Source organism: Myceligenerans cantabricum (genome assembly GCF_054777735.1).
This window is the reverse complement of sequence record NZ_BAAHAJ010000005.1, coordinates 218,754-237,851: the sequence shown is the minus strand read 5'-3', so window position 1 is coordinate 237,851 and position 19,098 is coordinate 218,754. Positions and strand designations below refer to the sequence as shown.

General features: G+C 72.5%; 17 protein-coding genes. 14 read left to right on the top strand and 3 right to left on the bottom strand.

The genetic code is table 11. The annotated features are described in order from the left end of the window. The first annotated feature begins 66 nt into the window (after positions 1-66). Positions 67-807: a hypothetical protein gene (locus ACYU96_RS05950; RefSeq protein ID WP_460750217.1), complete on the top strand. Its 741-nt coding sequence runs from the start codon at positions 67-69 to the stop codon at positions 805-807. Between the two features lie 112 nt (positions 808-919). Here the strand turns inward: ACYU96_RS05950 and disA are convergent, their stop codons facing one another. Next, positions 920-2,002 (bottom strand): DNA integrity scanning diadenylate cyclase DisA, encoded by a 1,083-nt coding sequence (gene disA / locus ACYU96_RS05945; RefSeq protein WP_460750214.1) that lies wholly within the window; start codon positions 2,000-2,002, stop codon positions 920-922. 100 nt (positions 2,003-2,102) lie between these two features. Beyond that, positions 2,103-3,518, bottom strand: coding sequence for a DNA repair protein RadA (gene radA, locus ACYU96_RS05940; RefSeq protein ID WP_460750211.1), 1,416 nt, complete (start codon positions 3,516-3,518; stop codon positions 2,103-2,105). 188 nt (positions 3,519-3,706) lie between these two features. Here radA and ACYU96_RS05935 point away from each other — a divergent pair, with 188 nt between their 5' ends. The 5 genes from ACYU96_RS05935 to ACYU96_RS05915 are packed head-to-tail and all read left to right on the top strand — an operon-like array spanning position 3,707 to position 7,317. Beyond that, the gene (locus ACYU96_RS05935) at positions 3,707-4,354 is read left to right on the top strand and encodes a hypothetical protein (protein WP_460750208.1); all 648 of its coding nucleotides are present in this window, start codon (positions 3,707-3,709) and stop codon (positions 4,352-4,354) included. Positions 4,355-4,397: 43 nt separating this feature from the next. Continuing rightward, positions 4,398-5,216, top strand: a complete 819-nt coding sequence (gene proC / locus ACYU96_RS05930) for a pyrroline-5-carboxylate reductase (RefSeq protein ID WP_460750205.1) — start codon at positions 4,398-4,400, stop codon at positions 5,214-5,216. Between the two features lie 57 nt (positions 5,217-5,273). Then, complete coding sequence (locus ACYU96_RS05925) at positions 5,274-6,041, top strand: hypothetical protein (RefSeq protein ID WP_460750202.1); 768 nt, start codon at positions 5,274-5,276, stop codon at positions 6,039-6,041. Continuing rightward, positions 6,038-6,652: a hypothetical protein gene (locus ACYU96_RS05920; protein WP_460750199.1), complete on the top strand. Its 615-nt coding sequence runs from the start codon at positions 6,038-6,040 to the stop codon at positions 6,650-6,652. The genes ACYU96_RS05925 and ACYU96_RS05920 overlap by 4 nt, the downstream gene beginning before the upstream one ends. Beyond that, complete coding sequence (locus ACYU96_RS05915; protein WP_460750196.1) at positions 6,649-7,317, top strand: hypothetical protein; 669 nt, start codon at positions 6,649-6,651, stop codon at positions 7,315-7,317. Before ACYU96_RS05920 ends, ACYU96_RS05915 begins: the two co-directional genes overlap by 4 nt. A gap of 1 nt (position 7,318) precedes the next feature. On the opposite strand, the gene ACYU96_RS05910 is transcribed toward ACYU96_RS05915, so the two are convergent. Then, positions 7,319-8,656, bottom strand: coding sequence for a hypothetical protein (locus ACYU96_RS05910; protein ID WP_460750193.1), 1,338 nt, complete (start codon positions 8,654-8,656; stop codon positions 7,319-7,321). Positions 8,657-8,731: 75 nt separating this feature from the next. On the opposite strand from ACYU96_RS05910, the gene ACYU96_RS05905 reads away from it, so the two are divergent. The 8 genes from ACYU96_RS05905 to yjfF all read left to right on the top strand — a co-directional run bounded on the left by ACYU96_RS05905 (position 8,732) and on the right by yjfF (position 19,068). Then, complete coding sequence (locus tag ACYU96_RS05905; RefSeq protein ID WP_460750190.1) at positions 8,732-9,820, top strand: LacI family DNA-binding transcriptional regulator; 1,089 nt, start codon at positions 8,732-8,734, stop codon at positions 9,818-9,820. Between the two features lie 61 nt (positions 9,821-9,881). Then, positions 9,882-11,513: a xylulokinase gene (locus tag ACYU96_RS05900; protein WP_460750187.1), complete on the top strand. Its 1,632-nt coding sequence runs from the start codon at positions 9,882-9,884 to the stop codon at positions 11,511-11,513. Between the two features lie 149 nt (positions 11,514-11,662). After that, the gene (locus ACYU96_RS05895) at positions 11,663-12,397 is read left to right on the top strand and encodes an L-ribulose-5-phosphate 4-epimerase (RefSeq protein ID WP_460750184.1); all 735 of its coding nucleotides are present in this window, start codon (positions 11,663-11,665) and stop codon (positions 12,395-12,397) included. Between the two features lie 75 nt (positions 12,398-12,472). Then, positions 12,473-13,984: an L-arabinose isomerase gene (gene araA, locus ACYU96_RS05890; protein ID WP_460750181.1), complete on the top strand. Its 1,512-nt coding sequence runs from the start codon at positions 12,473-12,475 to the stop codon at positions 13,982-13,984. A 219-nt stretch (positions 13,985-14,203) separates the two neighbouring features. Continuing rightward, on the top strand, positions 14,204-15,202 hold the full coding sequence (locus tag ACYU96_RS05885) for an ABC transporter substrate-binding protein (RefSeq protein ID WP_460750179.1): 999 nt from the start codon (positions 14,204-14,206) through the stop codon (positions 15,200-15,202). A 214-nt stretch (positions 15,203-15,416) separates the two neighbouring features. Beyond that, positions 15,417-16,955: a sugar ABC transporter ATP-binding protein gene (locus ACYU96_RS05880; protein WP_460750176.1), complete on the top strand. Its 1,539-nt coding sequence runs from the start codon at positions 15,417-15,419 to the stop codon at positions 16,953-16,955. Next, the gene (locus ACYU96_RS05875; protein ID WP_460750173.1) at positions 16,952-18,076 is read left to right on the top strand and encodes an ABC transporter permease; all 1,125 of its coding nucleotides are present in this window, start codon (positions 16,952-16,954) and stop codon (positions 18,074-18,076) included. The genes ACYU96_RS05880 and ACYU96_RS05875 overlap by 4 nt, the downstream gene beginning before the upstream one ends. Continuing rightward, a complete protein-coding gene (yjfF, locus tag ACYU96_RS05870) occupies positions 18,073-19,068 on the top strand; it encodes a galactofuranose ABC transporter, permease protein YjfF (protein ID WP_460750170.1) in 996 nt (331 codons plus the stop codon). Before ACYU96_RS05875 ends, yjfF begins: the two co-directional genes overlap by 4 nt. Positions 19,069-19,098: the final 30 nt, after the last annotated feature.

Below are 19,098 nucleotides of genomic sequence, written 5' to 3'. Positions count from 1 at the left end.
TCGGCAGGTGCGGGAACGGGGTGTCTACCGTGGTGCCACTGGTCGTGATCGGGGACGGGAGAGTCGGTGCGGGTATACGAGTGGGGGACCGCCCGCGGGCGCCGGACGGTGCTGGTGGCGGTGCTCGTGGTGGTGCTGGTGGCGGTCGGCGCGCTGGTGGTCCGTGCGGTCTGGCCCGAGCCGCCTCCGCCGATAGTCAGCGAGTCCAAGGTGCACCCGCCGGCGCCCGTGGGCCCGGACGGCGGCGCGCAGACGTGCGACGCCGACGACCTGGACGTCCGGCTCGTGGCGGATCGCAGCACCGTCACCGACGGGGAGGCGGTGGTGTTCACCGTGACGCTGGAGAACTCCGGCCCCGCACCGTGCCTCGTGGACGGTGCCGACGAGAACCGTCCCGTGACGGTCTGGGCCGGAGACTCGGGGCAGGACGCCGACCGGGTCTGGTCGTCCGGGGACTGCGCCGACGGCGAGCGGATGCTGCTGCTCGGTCCGGGCTCCGTCGACACCCATGACGTGCGCTGGACGGACGAGCGCTCCGTGCCGGGCTGCGGTCCCGTGAAGGGGAAGGCCGGGCCGGGGACCTACAGCGTCCAGGTGACGGTGGACGACGTCGACGGCGCGGCGAGCCAGGTCGTCCTCGTCGACAAGCAGGAGCCGCCGAAGCCCAGCCCGTCACCGTCGTCCTCGTCCTCGTCCTCGGACAAGGCCTCCCGGTCGCCCGGCCCGTCGGGCTCACCGTCACCGGAACCGTCCGGCTCCCCGACTCCCACACCGTCGGAGCCGCGCCAGCCCGACAAGGACGGGTAGGAAAGAACGGGTAGGAGCGGTCGGTACGTTCGTGAGTGATCGGCAGTTTGAACTGCCGATCACTCACGAACATACCGACCGCGAACTGTGCTGGCGGGGGCTGTGGGGTGGGTTAGACGTAGCGTTCGAGGATGCTTGACTCCGCCATGCGGGAGAGGCCCTCGCGGATGGCGCGGGCGCGCTGGTCGCCGACGCCCTCGACCGACATGAGGTCGTCGACGCTCGCCGCGAGCAGCTTCTGCAGGCTGCCGAAGTGCCCGACGAGCTGCTCGATGGTGGTGTTCGGCAGCCGGGGCACCTTCGACAGGAGCCGGTAGCCGTGCGGTGCGACGGCGGCGTCGAGCGCGTCGCCTCCGCCGGGCAGGTCGAGCACGCGCCCGATCTGCGACAGGTCCAGGAGCTGCTGGAACGTCAGGGTCGCGAGGGCGTGTTGCACGTCCTCCAGGGAGCGGCCCTTTCGCCCGAGCACGTAGTCGCGGATGACGAACTCACGGTCGGAGCCGACGTCGCCGATGAGCTCGTCGAGCTGGAGCGCGAGGAGCCGGCCGTCGACGCCGAGCTCGATGACGTATCCCTTGATCTCGTCGGAGATCCGCCCGACCATCTCGAGGCGCTGTACGACCGAGCAGACGTCGCGCACCGTGACCAGGTCCTCGATCTCCAGGGCGGACAGCGTCCCGGACACCTCGTCGAGGCGGGCGCGGTAGCGCTCCAGCGTGGCGAGGGCCTGGTTCGCGCGGCCGAGGATCGTGTCCGAGTCCTCGAGCACGTGCCGCTTGCCGGCGACGTAGAGCGCGACGATCCGCATCGACTGGCTCACCGAGATGACCGGGAAGCTGCTCTGCTTGGACACGCGCTGGGCCGTGCGGTGCCGGGTGCCGGACTCGGAGGTCTCGATGGTGGGGTCGGGCAGGAGCTGGACGGCCGCGCGGCGGATGCGCCCCGCCGAGCGGTCGAGCACGACCGCGCCGTCCATCTTGGACAGCTCGCGCAGGCGGGTCGCCGAGAACTCGACGTCGAGCTCGAAGCCGCCGGAGCACATCTCCTCGACGGACTCGTCGATGCCGAACACGATGAGGGCTCCCGTGCGGCCACGCAGGATCCGTTCGAGGCCGTCGCGCAGCTCGGTTCCGGGCGCTACGGCGGCCAAGGTCGCGCGGAGGATCTCTTCGGCTTCCGTCGGTGTCGTGGCCACGGAGAAATCCTACGTCGTGTGCCGCCTCCGTAGCCGTTTGTTTCAAAGCCGTGACTTTAGGGCCCCGTGCCGAGCTCGTGACGTCAGGCGAAGCTGGTTCTCATCCAGCGTCCGCTCTGGTCTGCGCCATGCCGATCGCCTCGCGGATGTGCTGTGCCTCGAGCAGCTCGATGCCGTCGGGCGCGGACACGCCCGTCCCCGCCGGGACGACGGCGCGACGGTAGCCCAGCCGCGCGGCCTCGCCCAGCCGGCGCTCGAGCCCTGTCACCGGCCGGATGTCTCCGGCGAGCCCCACCTCGCCGACGGCGATGGTGCCGGGCGGGAGCGGCTCCTCGGTACGGGCCGACACCAGGGCGAGCGCTGCGGCGAGGTCCGCCGCGGGCTCGGCGACCCGCGCGCCGCCCACCGTGGAGACGTACACGTCCTGGTCGGCGACCCGGAGCCCGGCGTGCCGGTGCAGGACGGCGAGGATCATCGCGAGGCGGCTGGAGTCGACGCCGCTGGTGGCGCGCCGCGGGTTGGACAGGGGGCTCGGGGCGACGAGCGACTGGAGCTCGACCGCGAGCGGACGGCGCCCCTCGAGCGTCACGATGACGCAGCTGCCCGGCGCGGCCGCCGACGTGTGCGAGAGGAACAGCCCGGACGGGTCCGGCAGGCCCACGATCCCGCTCTCGGACAGGTCGAAGCAGCCGACCTCGTCGGTGGGGCCGTAGCGGTTCTTCACCGCGCGCACCATGCGCAGCCGGGAGTGCCGGTCCCCCTCGAACTGGCAGACGACGTCCACGAGGTGCTCGAGCGTGCGCGGGCCGGCGATCGTGCCGTCCTTGGTCACGTGCCCCACCAGGACGACGGGCACGCCACGCTCCTTGGCGGCGGCGATGAGGGCGCCGGCGACCTCGCGGACCTGGGTGACCCCGCCCGGTGCGCCGTCGACCTCTGCCGAGGCGACGGTCTGCACGCTGTCCACGATGAGCAGGTCGGGCGTGGTGGCCTCGACGTGCCCGAGGACCGTGGCCAGGTCGTTCTCGGAGGCGAGGAGCAAGGTCGGGGCGAGCGCCCCGATCCGCTCGGCGCGCAGCCGGACCTGGCCCGCGGACTCCTCGCCGGTGACGTACAGGACGGTGTGCGGTGTGCCGGCGCCCTGCCGGTCCGTGTCGGTGGTGCCGGTGGCGAAGTTGCTCGCCACGGCGAGCAGCAGCGTGGACTTGCCGACGCCCGGCTCTCCGGCGAGCAGCACGACCGCGCCCGGGACCAGGCCGCCGCCGAGGACACGGTCCAGCTCGCCCACGCCGGTCGGGGTGGCACGCGCGACGTCGACGTCGATCTCCGCGATCGGCTGAGCGGGGGACCGGGTCGGCGTGACCGCCGCCGTCCTCGGCCCCGCCTGGGCGGGCGCGGAGTCGGTCACCGAGCCCCAGGCCTGGCACTCCCCGCAGCGGCCGACCCACTTCACGGTGGTCCAGCCGCACTCGGTGCACGCATATGCGGGCCTGGCCCGCTTGGTCGTCGTCGCCACGAGGGGAACGCTACTGCGGGTGACCGACACTGCTCGCCCGGGCCGCCGGGCCGGGCCTCCGCGGGGCCCGGCCCGGGGCCCGGCGCGGCGCGGTCAGGCCGCGCGCCTGCGGGTGAGTGTCGGCCATGCGTCATAGGGTTCGTACTGCCGCCAGCGGCTGGCGGAAGATTCTACGCGGGGAGAGGACCATGACGGACGAGCGCGCGGGGTCGGGCGGGCAGGAGTGGCAGCCGAAGGCCCGGCTCCCGAAGTCCGCGGCGGTGTACCGGCGCCGCCGGATCGCGGTCGGGGTGCTCGCGCTGGTCGTGGTGCTGGCGATCCTGGCGTTCGCCGGGCTCGTCTGGCCCGGGTTCCTGCACGCCGAGGAGCCCGAGCCGGCTCCGACCGTCACGGTGACGGCGTCCGCTCCGACGCCCGCGGTCAAGCCGATGCAGCGGCCCGACGGCGAGACGGCCTTCCAGGAGGCGCTCCCGTCCGCGGTCCTGCAGTTCGCCCTCACGGCGATGGACGGCACCGACGCGGCCGACGAGTCCGACGCCACCGAGGGCTGGAAGGCCACCTACACCGACGGCGAGGAGCTGAAGGTCTCGGTCACGGCGACCCAGTGGCAGAGCGCCGGCGAGGCGAAGGACTCGGCGGAGGCGCTGACCAAGGCCGCCGGGAAGTCCGAGGAGGCGGGCGAGGTGAAGGTCGGCGACGACGTCGTCGGCCGGTACGCGCTGTCCCGGGGTGAGGGCGGGGACCGCACCATGACCTGGCGCAACGGCACCGTCGTACTTCAGGCGACGGGCTCCGCCGCGGTGATCAAGGAGTTCTACCGCGCGTACCCGCTCTGATCGGCCCCGGGCCTGCCGCGGAGGTTCCTGCGAGGATGGCGCCATGACGGAACGTGTGGCGATCCTGGGTACCGGCAACATGGGCGAGGCGGTCCTCGCGGGCGCGGTCGGCGCCGGCTGGTCACCCGGTGAGATCACCGCGACCGTACGCGCGTCGGAGCGGGGCGAGGCACGCGCTGCCGAGCTCCGTGAACGCCACGGCATCGCCACCACCACGGACAACGTCGCGGCGGTCACCGACGCCGGGCTCGTGCTCGTCGCCGTCAAGCCCAAGGACCTCCCGGGGGTGCTGGACCAGGTCCGGCCCGCGCTCGCCGGCCGGGCCGTCGTCGCCAGCGTCGCGGCGGGTGTCACGACGGCGGCGATGGAGCAGCGGCTGCCGGCCGGGACGCCGGTGGTGCGCACGATGCCGAACACACCCGCGCAGATCGGCGCGGGCATCACCGCCGTCGCGCCCGGCGCCGCCGCGGACGAGGCCCACCTCAGGCTGGTCGAGCGGTTCCTGTCCGGGGCGGGCGACGTCGTGCGCGTCGCGGAGAAGGACCTGGACACGGTGACGGCGTTGTCCGGTGGCGGCCCCGCCTACGTCTTCCTGGTGATCGAGGCGCTGACCGAGGCGGGGGTGCACGGGGGCCTCCGGCGCGACGTCGCGTCCCGGCTCGCGCGGCAGACGGTGCTGGGCGCGGCCCGCCTGACCGTGGAGTCGGGCGAGCACCCGGCGGTCCTCCGGGAACGGGTCACCTCCCCGGCGGGCACCACGGCCGCGGGCCTCCGGGTCCTGGAGGACCGCGCGGTCCGCGCGGCCTTCCTGGCGACGGTGGAGGCGGCCCGTACCCGCTCCCTGGAGCTCGGCGCCGGCTGACGCCCCGGGCGGGATGGCTGTCAATAAGTCCATTGTGTCTCGGTACGATCTGGTCTCATGAAGCACGCCCGCAACGCCGCCCCCGGCCTGCTCGGGATCGTCCAGCATGTTCTCGCGTCGCTCGGGACGACCGGCAAGGTCGTCGCCTGGGCGGGCGCGGCCGTCGTGGCGGCCACGCCCTTCGGCGCCTGGGCCGCGGTGGGGCACGAGGCGGCCCCGCTCGTTCCCGGCGAGCGGATCGAGGCCGGGCCGTTCGAGATCGCGATCGAGAAGGTGGTGTCGGCCGAACAGCTCGGAGACGTCGTCCCGCAGCGCGAGGGGGACAAGCTCCTCGTGGTCGTCGCCGAGGTCACGAACACCTTCGACCTGCCCGCCCAGTACGTCACGCTCCACGACATCGTCCCCGCACCGACCGGTGCCGGGATCGTGGATCCGTACGGCGCCTGGCTCGAGGAGACCACCGCGTCCGAGAGCGGTCCCGCCCGCGACGCGATGTCGGGGGAAGGCTCCGACGAGAAGCCGCTCGAACCGGTGCCCGACGACGTCCCGCCCGGCGAGCGCCCGGACCCGACGATCTACCACATCGCCGACGCCGGGCCGCTCGACGTGGTCAACCCCGGCGTGACCTACCGGGTCGCGCTCGTGTGGGAGCAGTCCGGCACGGCGAGCCCCGAGAAGGTGCGGGTCGACCTCACCGAGGTGGAGTGGATCGGCGAGGGCGAGAGCTTCGCCCACCTCATGGAGGAGTACTGGCTCCCGCGCGACGAGGTCACCCACAGCGGTACGTTCCTCGTCGAGCCGCCCGAGAAGGGGGCCGGTGCGTGACGCGGCGCGGCATCGCCTGGCGCAACGTCGTCCTCGTGCCGGTCGTCGTCGCCGCGGCGACCTGGTTCGTGACCGAGGTCCCGCGGGACAGCTCCGCCGACGCCCCGTTCGAGGTGTCCGGCGAGGTCGGTGACACCGTGAACCTGGGCTACGCGGACCTCACGGTGACGGACGTCCGGCACGGGAAGGCGGTCAGCGGGACGCTCGACGGTGCCAGGGCCGGGGGCGTGTTCGTCGTCGTGGACACGGTCTGGCAGGGCACCGACCGGAGGGTGCAGATCGGCGGCGCGGAGCTGGTCGACGACTCGGAGCTGGCCTACTTCGGGACCGACCGCGGGGGGTGCGCGAAGTCGGGGACCGCCGTGCCCGCCTACCCGCAGCGGATCACGTTCTGCTTCGACGTCCCGGCGGAGGCCGTCGCGGGAGCGCAGGTGCGGCTGGGGCGCGGGAGCCAGGGCAGCAGTGGCGCGTTCCAGCAGCGGGACGCCGTCGCCGTCGTCGATCTGGGGCTGTCCGACGACGTCGAGGTCGCGCCCGACGAGGCGCCCCTCTTCATCGAGGAGCCCGGACCGGTGCCGGCTCCCGGTATCTCCGAGGAGGCGAGCGCATGACCGTGACCGTCCGGGAGCCGGGGACCGGCTGGTGGCGTCGCAACCTCGTCTGGCTGGTCGTGCTGCCGCTGGCGGTCGCCCTCGCGGTGGCGGCGTGGTCCTTCCGGTTCGTGAGCTTCTATCGGTACGACGTCCTCGTCCAGGAGATCGACGCCGTGCCCGCCGGCGGGACCGCGCACTACTCGGGGGAGTACTTCGACCTGGGGCTCGACGCCCCGGAGCGGGCGAACACCTGGGTGGAGCGGGAGCTCGACGTCCGGGTGCTCGGGGTCGAGCGGGCCGAGAAGCTGCCCGACTCGCTCACGGGCACGCTGACCGCCGTCCCGGAGGGCGCCGAGGCCTGGCGCGTGGACCTCGAGCTGGCCGCGGAGCCCGGGACGGACCTCGGTCTGTGCGAAGTGATCCTGGTGTCGTCCGACGGCACGAGGTACGAGAGCGCCGCGACCGGCGATCCGCTCGGGCAGAACGCGCCGTGCACGCCGGACACGCCGGAGGAGAGCTTCGACTCCGTCGCGCCGCGGCCGTCGCCGTCGTCCTCGGCGTCGCACGGGCCGTCCACCTGGGAGGCGAGCACCGTCCTGCTCACCCGTGCGGGGGAGACCTGGGACCGGGTGCTGGTGAGCTTCGGCCCGCCGGAGTACGTGACGATCGAGCTGCCGCGGTAGCTCAGGCGATGCTCGTCCCCGGGATGGCGCCCTCCCCGTCGCTGATCTCGTTCTCCGGCTCGGCGTCGACCACCATCCCGCGGCTGACCATCACGTCCACGGCGGCCGCGATCAGGGCCCCGGCCAGCGCCAGCGAGATCGCGGTGCCGGCGGCCAGCTCCCACGGGGAGATGACGTAGGTCCACAGGCGGGTCTCGACGGGCCCGGTGATCGTGCGGACGACCCACCCCACCGCCAACGGTGCCCGCATCACCACGAGGTAGGCCACGCAGAACACGAGCATCGTGCCGACGCCGCCCCGGACGATCATCTTCAGCCCCTGCCACAGCGCCGAGAAGCGGTCCCGGACCTCCTGCGTGATGGCCGCGAGCATCCTGCGCAGCGCACCGGGCATCGACGTCTGGTCGAGCCACCGGTGCTCGGTCGAGGGCGGTGCCATGAGCTGGCGCCCCAGCACGACGGCGCCGATCGCGAGCCACCCGAGCGGTGCGACCAGCACCTCGTCCAGCGACTCGGCGACCGTCCCCGCTCCCTCGACGACGGTTCCGGCGACCTCTGCCGCGGTGGCACCCTGGCCGTCCTCGGTCACGCTCGCATACGTCCCGACTCCCCAGTGCACGAGCGCGCGCTCCTGCAGCGTGATCCAGAGCGAGCTCGCCAGGCGCTCGGAGTCGTACGCGGTCTGGACCGTCCAGAACACCTCGAGGGCGACGCCGAGCAGCGCCAGGGCCAGGAAGTGCGTCTTGCGTTCCAGCACCCCGAGCAGCCAGCGCAGCACGAGCAGAGCGAGCACGACGCCCAGGAGCGTCCATCCGGTCAGCAGCCCGAGGCGCGCGGTGAAGTCCAGGTCGCCCGTGAAGGCGTCGGTGCCGGCCAGCTCCGCGGCAGCGGTGTCGTTGAGCCATCGCGCGTGGTCCGAGTCCGCCGTCCCCTCGACCACGTACACCGTGAGGAACGGCACGAGCACGGACAGCGCGACGTCGGAGAGCCGCCCCCTCGGCCGGCCGTCGGCGACCGGTTCGCCGTACGGCGAGGACGGGGCGGCCGCCGACGCCGCACCCCACCCGGAGCCGCTGCCGGAGAGCCCTGGCCGGATCCCGTCGTGTCGCGGACGTGCCAGGTGCGGCAGGGAGGGCGAGCAGACCCGGAGCATCACGACGACCGGGACGAGGATCCCCAGCGGCATCAGCAGCAGCAGCACGTGCGCACCGAAGGCGTTCCACCTGCTCAGCTCGATGGCGCCCCAGAACGCCGCTCCACGGAGCGCGACGCCCAGGAACGCGAGGGTGAACAGGGCCGGCCAGTGTCGCCCGAGCAGCCTGCCGGCAGTCAGCAGCATCCTCATGAGGCTCCATACTGACGCAAACCGGACCCGATGCGCGCATCGCTCCGGGAATCGGTCATGATCGGGTGCGTGACTCTCGAATTCTCCGCATCGGGCGACGCCGCTGTCGAGCCCGGCGTGGCCGACCTCGCCCCTCGTCGGTCCACGCGCCGGCCCGCCATGGCCGACGTCGCCGCCCGGGCGGGTGTCTCCCACCAGACCGTGTCGCGCGTGCTGAACGGCAGCCCGCGGGTCGCCCCCGAGACCCGCGAACGAGTGGTCCAGGCGATCCGGGAGCTCGGGTACCGCCGCAACGTCGCGGCCCGCGCCCTCGTCACCGCACGCTCGGCGACGCTCGGGGTGATCACGACCTCGTCGGTGCTCTACGGGCCGACCCGCGCCCTGATCGCCGTCGAGGAGGCCGCGCGGGAGCAGGGCTGGTACACGTCGGTCGCCACCATCGGGTCGTACGACGCCGAGTCGGTGGACCACGTCCTCGAGCACTTCATGAGCCAGGCCGTGGAGGGCGTGGTGGTCATCGCGCCGCAGGACGACGTCAGCCGCGCCGTCGACGCCTTCGACGCCCCCATCCCCGTGGTGCTCATCGCGGCGCGGGAGTCCGCGGTGGAACGCACGATCCCGCTCGCCGTGGACCAGGGGGTCGGCGCCGGGCTCGCCGTCGGGCACCTCCTCGACCTGGGGCACGAGACGGTCCTGCACGTGGCGGGCCCGCAGGACTTCTTCGACGCACGGCAGCGTGTCGCGGGCTGGCGCGCCGCCCTGACGGACCGCGGGGCTCGGGTGCCGGAGCTGGTGGTGGCCGACTGGTCCGCGGGCCGCGGGTACGACGTCGGCCGCCGGCTCGCCGAGCGCATCGCCGCCGGGGAGGGCCCGACGGCGGTGTTCGCCGCCAACGACCCGCTCGCCCTCGGGCTGGCCCGCGCCTTCTGGGAGGCGGGCCTGCGCGTCCCGGAGGACGTCTCGCTCGTCGGGTTCGACGACGTCGAGGGCGCCGACCAGTTCATCCCGCCGCTCACCACGGTGCGCCAGCAGTTCGCCGAGCTGGGCCGGCGCAGCGTGGAGCTGCTCTTCGAGGCGGTGGCGGGCAAGACCCCGGCCGGTGACCTGATCACCCCGGAGCTCGTGGTCCGCTCGTCCACGGCGCCGCCCCGGCGGTGACGCCGGCCACGGAACCCTGCTCGGTTTCGTCGTACGGTTGTGTGAGCGTTAACATCTCTCCATGGCGCAGGAGCACGATGTGGTGACAGGGCGCCCGGACGGAATCCGGGACGCCATCGAACAGGGCCGGACCAGCCTCGGGATCGAGCTGGGGTCCACGCGGATCAAGGCGGTGCTCGTCGGGCCGGACCATGCCCCGATCGCGAGCGGCGGCCACGACTGGGAGAACCGTCTGACCGGCGGTCACTGGACGTACTCGCTGGACGCGGTATGGGCGGGTCTGCGGGAGTGCTTCGCGGCGCTCGCGGCCGACGTCGAGCGGCAGTACGGCGTGCGACCGGCCACGTTCGGCGCCATCGGCGTCTCGGCGATGATGCACGGCTACCTCGCCTTCGACGGCGACGAGCTGCTCGTGCCCTTCCGTACCTGGCGCGACACCACCACCGAGGCCGCGGCGACCGAGCTCACCGGCCGGTTCGGGTACAACATCCCGCTGCGCTGGTCCGTCGCCCACCACTACCAGGCGATCCTGGACGACGAGCCGCACGTCCCGCGCACCACGTTCCTCACCACGCTCGCCGGCTACGTGCACTGGCGCCTGACCGGCAGCAAGGTGCTCGGTGTCGGAGACGCGTCCGGCATGTTCCCCGTCGACCCGGCCACCCGGCAGTACGACACCGGGATGCTCGCGAGCTTCGACGAGCTCGTCGCCTCGCGCTCGGACGGGGCGGACGGCGCCCTCGCCGACCTCCTGCCGGAGATCCTCCCCGCCGGTGCCGACGCGGGCACCCTCACCCCGGAGGGCGCCGCACTCCTCGACCCGTCCGGCACCCTGCGGCCGGGCGTACCGCTCTGCCCGCCCGAGGGCGACGCCGGCACCGGCATGGTCGCCACCAACGCCGTCAAGCCCCGCACGGGCAACATCAGCGCGGGCACCAGCATCTTCGCGATGGTCGTCCTGGAGGGCGCGCTGGAGCGGCACCACCCGGAGCTCGACCTCGTCACCACCCCCGCCGGCGACCTCGTCGCGATGGTGCACTGCAACAACGGCGCGAGCGAGCTCGGTGCCTGGGCCGAGGTGTTCCGTGAGCTCTCGGCCGCCGTCGGCGGCCCGTCCGACGCGGACACGGTGTTCGAGGCGCTGTTCCGCGCCGCCCTGGACGGCGAGCCCGACGGCGGTGGCCTGCTCGCCTACAACCATCTGTCCGGCGAGCCGATCGCCGGCCTGTCCGAGGGCCGCCCGACGGTCATCCGCACCCCGGACAGCCGCCTGACCCTCGCGAACCTGATGCGCACCCAGATCTACGGCGTGTTCGCCACGCTGAGCCTCGGCATGCGGGTGCTCGCCGACGAGGACGTCGTCATCGACACGATGTTCGGCCACGGCGGCCTGTTCCGGACCGCGGGGGTCGCCCAGCGGATGCTGGCCGCCGCGATCGGCGCCCCGGTCGGTGTCGGCCAGGCGGCCGGGGAGGGCGGTGCCTGGGGGATGGCCGTGCTGGGTGCGTACCGGCGGTCGGGCGCGGGCCGGAGCCTCGACGAGTACCTCGCCGCGGACGTCTTCGGCGACGCGGTGGTCGACGTCGTCCGCCCCGACGCCGACGACGTCGCCGGCTTCGCCGCCTACCTCGAGCGCTACACGGCCGGGCTCGCCGCCGAGCGGGCCGCCGTCGAGGCGCTGCCCACCGGCTGACGCCACCGACCGATGCCACAGGCTTCCGCCGCACCGGCCGACGGCACCCGCCGCACGGCCACGGCACCCGCCGCACCGGCCCGCGCCGCGGTGCGTGGAGCCCGAGCAGGCCGCCCGACGTACACCGACAGCACTCAGGAGAACCACGGATGAGCACCGCCGAGGAATTCAGCAGCTACGCACCCGAGGTGCGGGCGGAGATCGCCCGCACCCGCCAGGTCGTGTCCGACCTGCACGCCGAGCTGCCGCGCAACGGCCTCGTCGTCTGGACCGCGGGCAACGTCTCCCAGCGCGTGCGCGTCCCGGAGTCCCTCGGCGGGGCCGCGGACGGCAGCGCCGACCTGCTGGTCATCAAGCCGTCCGGGGTCTCGTACGACGAGCTCTCCCCGCAGAGCATGGTGGTCTGCGACCTCGACGGGACGATGATCCACGGTGGCGCCCACCAGCCGTCGTCGGACACGGCCGCCCACGCCTACACCTACCGGCACATGCCGCACGTGGGCGGCGTCGTGCACACGCACTCCACGTACGCGACCGCCTGGGCGGCCCGCGGGGAGGCCGTGCCGTGCGTGCTGACGATGATGGCCGACGAGTTCGGTGGGCCGATCCCCGTGGGGCCGTTCGCGATCATCGGCGACGACTCGATCGGGCGCGGCATCGTCGAGACGCTGCAGGGCTCCCGCAGCCCCGCCGTGCTGATGGCGAACCACGGCCCGTTCACCATCGGCAAGGACGCCCGCGCCGCGGTCAAGGCCGCGGTGATGTGCGAGGAGGTCGCCCGCGCGGTGCACGTCTCCCGTCAGCTGGGTGACCCGCTCCCGATCGACCAGGTCCACGTCGACTCCCTCTACGACCGCTATCAGAACGTCTACGGCCAGAAGTAGGACGACGCCGGACACCCGGCCGGCCACTGGCCGACCGTCCGGGCGCCACCGTCGTCGTGCAGAGAAAGGAAACTCATGACGAAGCCTTACGCCGACCGCGAGGTCTGGTTCTTCACCGGGAGCCAGGACCTCTACGGCGAGGACACCCTCCGCCAGGTCGCCGAGCAGTCGCAGGAGGTCGCGCGCGCGCTCGACGCGTCCGGCGACGTGCCGGCGCACGTCGTCTGGAAGCCGGTGCTCAAGGACGCCGACGCGATCCGCCGCGCCATGCTGGAGGCGAGCTCCGACGACCGCGTGCTCGGCGTCGTCACGTGGATGCACACGTTCAGCCCGGCGAAGATGTGGATCAGCGGCCTGTCGGTGCTGACCAAGCCGCTCCTGCACCTGCACACGCAGGCGAACGTCGAGCTGCCCTGGGACTCGATCGACTTCGACTTCATGAACCTCAACCAGGCCGCGCACGGCGACCGCGAGTACGCCTACCTGGCGACGCGGATCGGCGCGGCACGCACCACGGTGGTGGGTCACGTGTCGAACCCGCGCGTCACGGCGCGCGTGGGGACCTGGGTGCGCGGCGCCGCGGGTGCCGCGGCGGTGCGTGAGCTGAAGCTCGTGCGGTTCGGCGACAACATGCGCAACGTCGCGGTCACCGAGGGGGACAAGACCGAGGCGGAGCTGCGGTTCGGCGTGTCGGTCAACACGTGGGGCGTGAACGACCTCGTCGAGGTCGTGGACGCCGTCGCCGACGACGCCGTGGACCCGCTCGTGGCGGAGTACGAGGAGCTGTACGACGTCGCGGACGAGCTGCGCGCCGGCGGTGCGCGGCACGAGTCGCTCCGGTACGCGGCCCGTCAGGAGATCGCGCTGCGCTCCTTCCTGGACGGGCTCGGCGCGAAGGCGTTCACGACGAGCTTCGAGGACCTGGGCGGGCTGCGGCAGCTTCCCGGCCTGGCCGTGCAGCGGCTCATGGGTGCCGGCTACGGCTTCGGCGCCGAGGGCGACTGGAAGACCGCGGTCCTGGTGCGCGCCGCCAAGGTGATGGGCGAGGGCCTGCCGGGCGGGGCCTCGCTCATGGAGGACTACACCTACGACCTCACGCCCGGCTCGGAGCTGATCCTCGGCGCGCACATGCTGGAGGTCTGCCCGTCGCTGACGACGGCGAAGCCGCGGGTGGAGATCCACCCGCTGGGGATCGGCGGGCGCGAGGACCCGGTGCGCATGGTGTTCAACGCCGACGCGGTGGAGGGCGCCGTCCTCGTCTCGCTCGCCGACATGCGCGACCGGTTCCGCCTGACGGCGAACGTCGTCGACACGGTGGTGCCGCCGGCAGACCTGCCGCACCTTCCCGTGGCGCGGGCGGTCTGGAAGCCGCGACCGTCCCTCGACGTCTCGGCGGAGTCGTGGCTCACCGCCGGCGGGGCGCACCACACCGTGATGTCCACCGCTGTCGGGATCGAGGCGTTCGAGGTGTTCGCGGCGATCACGGAGACTGAGCTGCTCGTGATCGACGAGTCGACGACCCGCCGCGGGTTCACCGACCAGGTGCGGTTCAACCAGGCCTACTACCGGCTGGCCCAAGGGCTCTGACCCCCCTGCGCGGCGATGTGGAGCCCGGTCCCCGCAAGGGGGACCGGGCTCCTGTCCTGTCGAGACCCGGCCCGTACCCGGCGATGTCGTTACTCGAACGTGACTCTCCCTCCTTCCCCCACCCCTCATGTGAGCGTTAACATGAGCGGACGGTGGGGCGACTTACCCACTAAGTGCGCTATCTCCGGTCGAAGCGGACTGGGGTCTCAAGGAGGAGAAATGGCACGTCACACCATCGTTCGCACAACCTTCGCCGCGCTGTCCGCGACGGCGCTGCTCGCCCTCGGCGCGTGCAGCTCGGAGCCGCCGAGCGCAGACGGTGGTGACGAGGCGAGCGGCGGCTACGACCTGATCAGCGTCGGTTTCTCGCAGGTCGGCGCCGAGTCGGGCTGGCGCAGTGCGAACACGATGTCCATCAAGGACACGCTGACCGAGGAGAACGGCTTCGACCTGAGCTTCTCGGACGCTCAGCAGAAGCAGGAGAACCAGATCTCGGCGATCCGCAACTACATCGCCCAGGGCGTGGACGTCATCGCGTTCTCCCCCGTGGTGGAGACCGGCTGGGACGCGGTGCTCGAGGAGGCCAAGACCGCCGGCATCCCCGTCGTGCTGACGGACCGCGCGGTCGAGACCTCGGTCGAGGACGCGTACGTGTCCTTCATCGGCTCGGACTTCGTCGAGGAGGGCGCTCGGTCCGGCGAGTGGGCCGCCGAGCAGTACGACGGCGAGGGGTACAAGGTCGTCGAGCTGCAGGGCACCACGGGCTCGGCACCTGCGATCGACCGCCAGGAAGGTTTCGCGGACGCGATCGGCGACAGCGACCTGGAGATCGTCGACTCCCAGACCGGCGACTTCACCCGCGACGGCGGCAAGAAGGTCATGGAAGGCTTCCTGACCGCCCACGACGACATCGACATGGTGTTCGCCCACAACGACGACATGGGCCTGGGCGCCGTCGAGGCCATCGAGGCCGCGGGCAAGACGCCGGGCGAGGACATCAAGATCATCACGATCGACGGCGTCAAGGACGGCATGGAGGCCCTCGCCGACGGCAAGTTCAACTACATCGTCGAGTGCAACCCGCTCCTGGGTCCGGACCTGGCCGAGGTCATCCAGCAGACGGTGGCCGGCGAAGAGGTCGAGGAACGCATCGTCACGCAGGACGAGGCCTTCGACCAGGAGGGCGCGGCCGAGGCGCTCCCGGACCGTCAGTACTGATCCACACCAACGGACGACCCGGCCACGCCGCCGGGGCAGGGGGGTCTGCGAGTGCGGCCCCCCTGCCCCGGCGGACCGCGGGCCGCCGAGGCAGGGGTTGCACCTGTGACCCGCCGCCTCGGCCCCGCGCGCCGTCGAGGCAGGGGGCTGCACGCGCAGCTCGCCGCCTCGGCGGGGGCGCGGCCGGGCTGATGCGTGCGAGAAAGGGTTCGACGTGACGACGCAACCAGTCGTTGAGCTCGCCGGGATCACGGTCGAGTTTCCGCCGGTGACGGCGCTCGCCGGGGTGGACTTCCGCCTGTATCCCGGCGAGATCCACGCCCTCATGGGCGAGAACGGGGCGGGCAAGTCCACGCTCATCAAGGCCCTCACGGGGGTTCACCAGACCTCCGCGGGGACCATCAGGGTCGACGGCGCCGAGCAGCGCTTCAGCGGCCCGGGCGACGCGCGGGCGCACGGCGTCAGCACCGTCTACCAAGAGGTCAACCTCTGCGGCAACCTCACCGTCGCGGAGAACATCATGCTCGGCGCCGAGCCGCGCTGGTTCGGCGGGGTGGGCGGCTTCGGCGGCCTGAACTGGTCGAAGATGCGGCGGCTGGCCGCCCGGCACCTCGAGCGCATGGGGCTGGACATCGATCCCGGCTCGAGCCTCGACTCCCACTCGCTCGCGGTGCAGCAGCTCGTGGCCATCTGCCGCGCGACCGTGAGCGACTGCAAGGTGCTGATCCTCGACGAGCCCACCTCCAGCCTCGACGCCGACGAGGTCGAGGGCCTGTTCACGGTGATGCGCCGGCTCCGGGACGACGGCGTGGCGATCCTCTTCGTCTCGCACTTCCTGGACCAGGTCTACGCCGTCTCCGACCGGATGACGGTGCTGCGCAACGGTGGCCTGGTGGGTGAGTTCGCGACGGCCGACCTGCCTGCCGGCGAGCTGATCAAGCACATGATCGGCCGGACCGCGGAGGTGCTGGAGTCGGTCGAGCGCGTGCAGGAGCAGGGTCCCGACCGCTCGGGCGGCGCCGCCCCCCGTCTCCAGGCGCTCAGCCTCGGCCGGAAGGACTCGATCCAGCCGTACGACCTTGACGTGTACGGCGGCGAGGTGGTCGGCCTGGCCGGGCTGCTGGGCTCGGGCCGTACCGAGCTGGCCCGCCTCCTGACCGGCGCCGACCGCCCGGACTCGGGCGAGACGCGCGTCGAGGGTACGCCACGACGGCTGCACACCCCGCGCGCGGCGATGGCGCACGGCATCGCCTACACGTCGGAGGACCGCAAGGGCGAGGGCATCGTCGACGGGCTGACCGTCCGCGAGAACATCGTGCTCGCCATGCAGGCCGAGCGCGGCTGGGTCCGCCCGCTGCCGCGCCGCGAGGTCGACGCGGTGGTGCGCAAGTACATCGACCGGCTCGGCATCCGCCCCGCCGACCCGGAGGCGCTGCTGCGCAACCTGTCGGGCGGCAACCAGCAGAAGGTCCTCCTGGCCCGCTGGCTCGCGACGGCGCCGAGGCTGCTCGTGCTCGACGAGCCCACCCGCGGCATCGACGTCGGAGCGAAGGCGGAGATCCAGAAGCTTGTCGTCGAGCTCGCCACGGACGGCATGTCCGTGGTCTTCATCTCGGCCGAGCTGGAGGAGGTCCTGCGCCTCAGCCGGCGCATCGCGGTGCTGCGCGACCGGAAGGTCGTCGCCACCGTCGATGCCCGGGGGACGACGATGGACCAGGTCGTCGACCTGATCGCCGGAGGTGACGCAGCATGAGGCAGGCCCTGAGACACCATCTGTTCTGGCCGGTGGCAGCGCTCGTCGTGCTCGTCGCGGCGAACACGGTCGCCCGGCCGTCCTTCCTCGAGGTGTCGTTCGCCGACGGCCATCTGTTCGGCGCGCCGGTCGACATCCTGCGGTCCGCCGCGCCGTTGCTGCTCATCGCGCTCGGCATGACGCTCGTCATCGCCACCCGCGGTATCGACCTGTCGGTCGGGGCGGTGGTCGCGGTCTCCGGCGCGGTCGCGCTGAAGGTCATCTCCGACAGCCCGGATCCCGGCAGCCCGGGCACCGTGTTCCTGGCGGTCGGCCTCGCGCTCGCGCTGTCCCTGGTGCTCGGTCTGTGGAACGGGTTCCTCGTCACGGTGCTCGGCATCCAGCCGATCATCGCCACGCTGATTCTCATGACCGCCGGCCGCGGCGTCGCGATGCTGATCACCGGTGGCTTCATCACCACGGTCACCAGCGCGCCCTACAAGGCGCTCAACTCGGGATTCTTCCTCGGGCTGCCGGTCGCGGTGTGGATCTCGGTCGGCCTGTTCGTGGTCGTGGCGATCGTCGTCCGGCGTACCGCCCTCGGCATGCTCCTCGAGGCCACGGGCATCAACCCGGCGGCGAGCCGGCTCGCGGGCGTCCGCTCGCGGACACTGACGTGGACGGTCTACGCCGCGGCGGGCCTGCTCGCAGGGCTCGCGGGCGTGCTCGTCAGCGCCGACACCATGGCCGCCGACGCGAACAACGCGGGCATCTTCATCGAGCTCGACGCGATCCTCGCCGTCGTGATCGGCGGCACCGCGCTCAGCGGCGGCAAGTTCAACCTGTCCGGCACGTTCGCCGGTGTCCTCGTCATCGCGACGCTCGAGCGCACGGTCACCGTGCTCGGCATCTCGCCGCACGTCACGCCGCTGTTCATGGCGCTCGTCGTGGTCGCTGTGACGCTGCTCCAGTCCCCGCGGGTCCGGGAGCGGCTCGCCGTGGCGGCGCTCCGCAGCCGTCCACCGTCCGACCCGTCGAAGAGCGCTGACGGGTCCGCCGGCGGCGCGGGTGGTCCGGGTTCGGCCGCCCCCGGGGCGGCCGAACCCGCGGAACCGGCCGACGAGAAGGAGGTCACCCGATGACCACGACGACCGAGAGGGCGACGCGGTCGCCGCTGCGGGCCGTCCGGCTCGACCGCCGGTACCTGCCGGTGCTGGGCACGTTCGTGGTGCTCGCGCTGATGCTCGTGATCGGCGGCACGCGGTACGAGAACTTCCTCACCCCGACCGTCTACTCGAACCTGTTCATCAACAACGCCCACCTCATCGTGCTGGCCGTGGGCATGACCTTCGTCATCCTCACGGGCGGGATCGACCTGTCGGTCGGGTCGGTGCTGGCGCTGTCGACGGTGGTCACGGCCTCGCTCCTGCAGGCAGGGCTCCCGGTCGGGATCGCCCTGCTGCTGGCGGTGCTGGCCGGCTCGGTGATCGGGCTGGCGCAGGGCGTGATGGTCCAGGGGTTCGGGGTGCAGCCGTTCGTGGCGACGCTTGCGGGGATGTTCTTCGCGCGCGGGCTGTGCTTCGTCATCGCCCCGCAGGCGATCCCGATCACGGACGAGGGGTTCCGGTCGCTGGCCGGCTGGGACTCCTGGTTCGGCTACTTCCGGATGACGACGGCGGTGCTGATCGCGCTGGTCATCGTCGGGGTCGGGTTCGTGATCCTGCACTACACGCGGTTCGGCCGCACGGTGTACGCGGTCGGCGGCGGCGAGCAGTCCGCGCTGCTCATGGGCTTGCCCGTAGCGCGGACCAAGGTGCTGGCCTATGTCGTCAGCGGTACGTGCGCCGGGCTGGGCGGCGTGCTGTTCGCGATGTTCAGCAGCTCCGGGTACGCGCTCAGCGGCGTGGCCATGGAGCTGGACGCCATCGCCGCGGTGGTGATCGGCGGGACGCTGCTGACCGGCGGTACCGGGTTCGTCCTGGGCTCCGTGCTGGGGGTCCTGACGCTCGGCGCCATCCAGACGATCATCCAGTTCGAGGGGACGCTCAGCTCCTGGTGGACCCGGATCGTGATCGGCGTGCTGCTGCTGATCTTCGTGGTCCTCCAGCGGGTCCTGTCCCTGCGCAAGACGTAGCGCCCGCCGTCGGCCGCCCGTCGTCGTGAG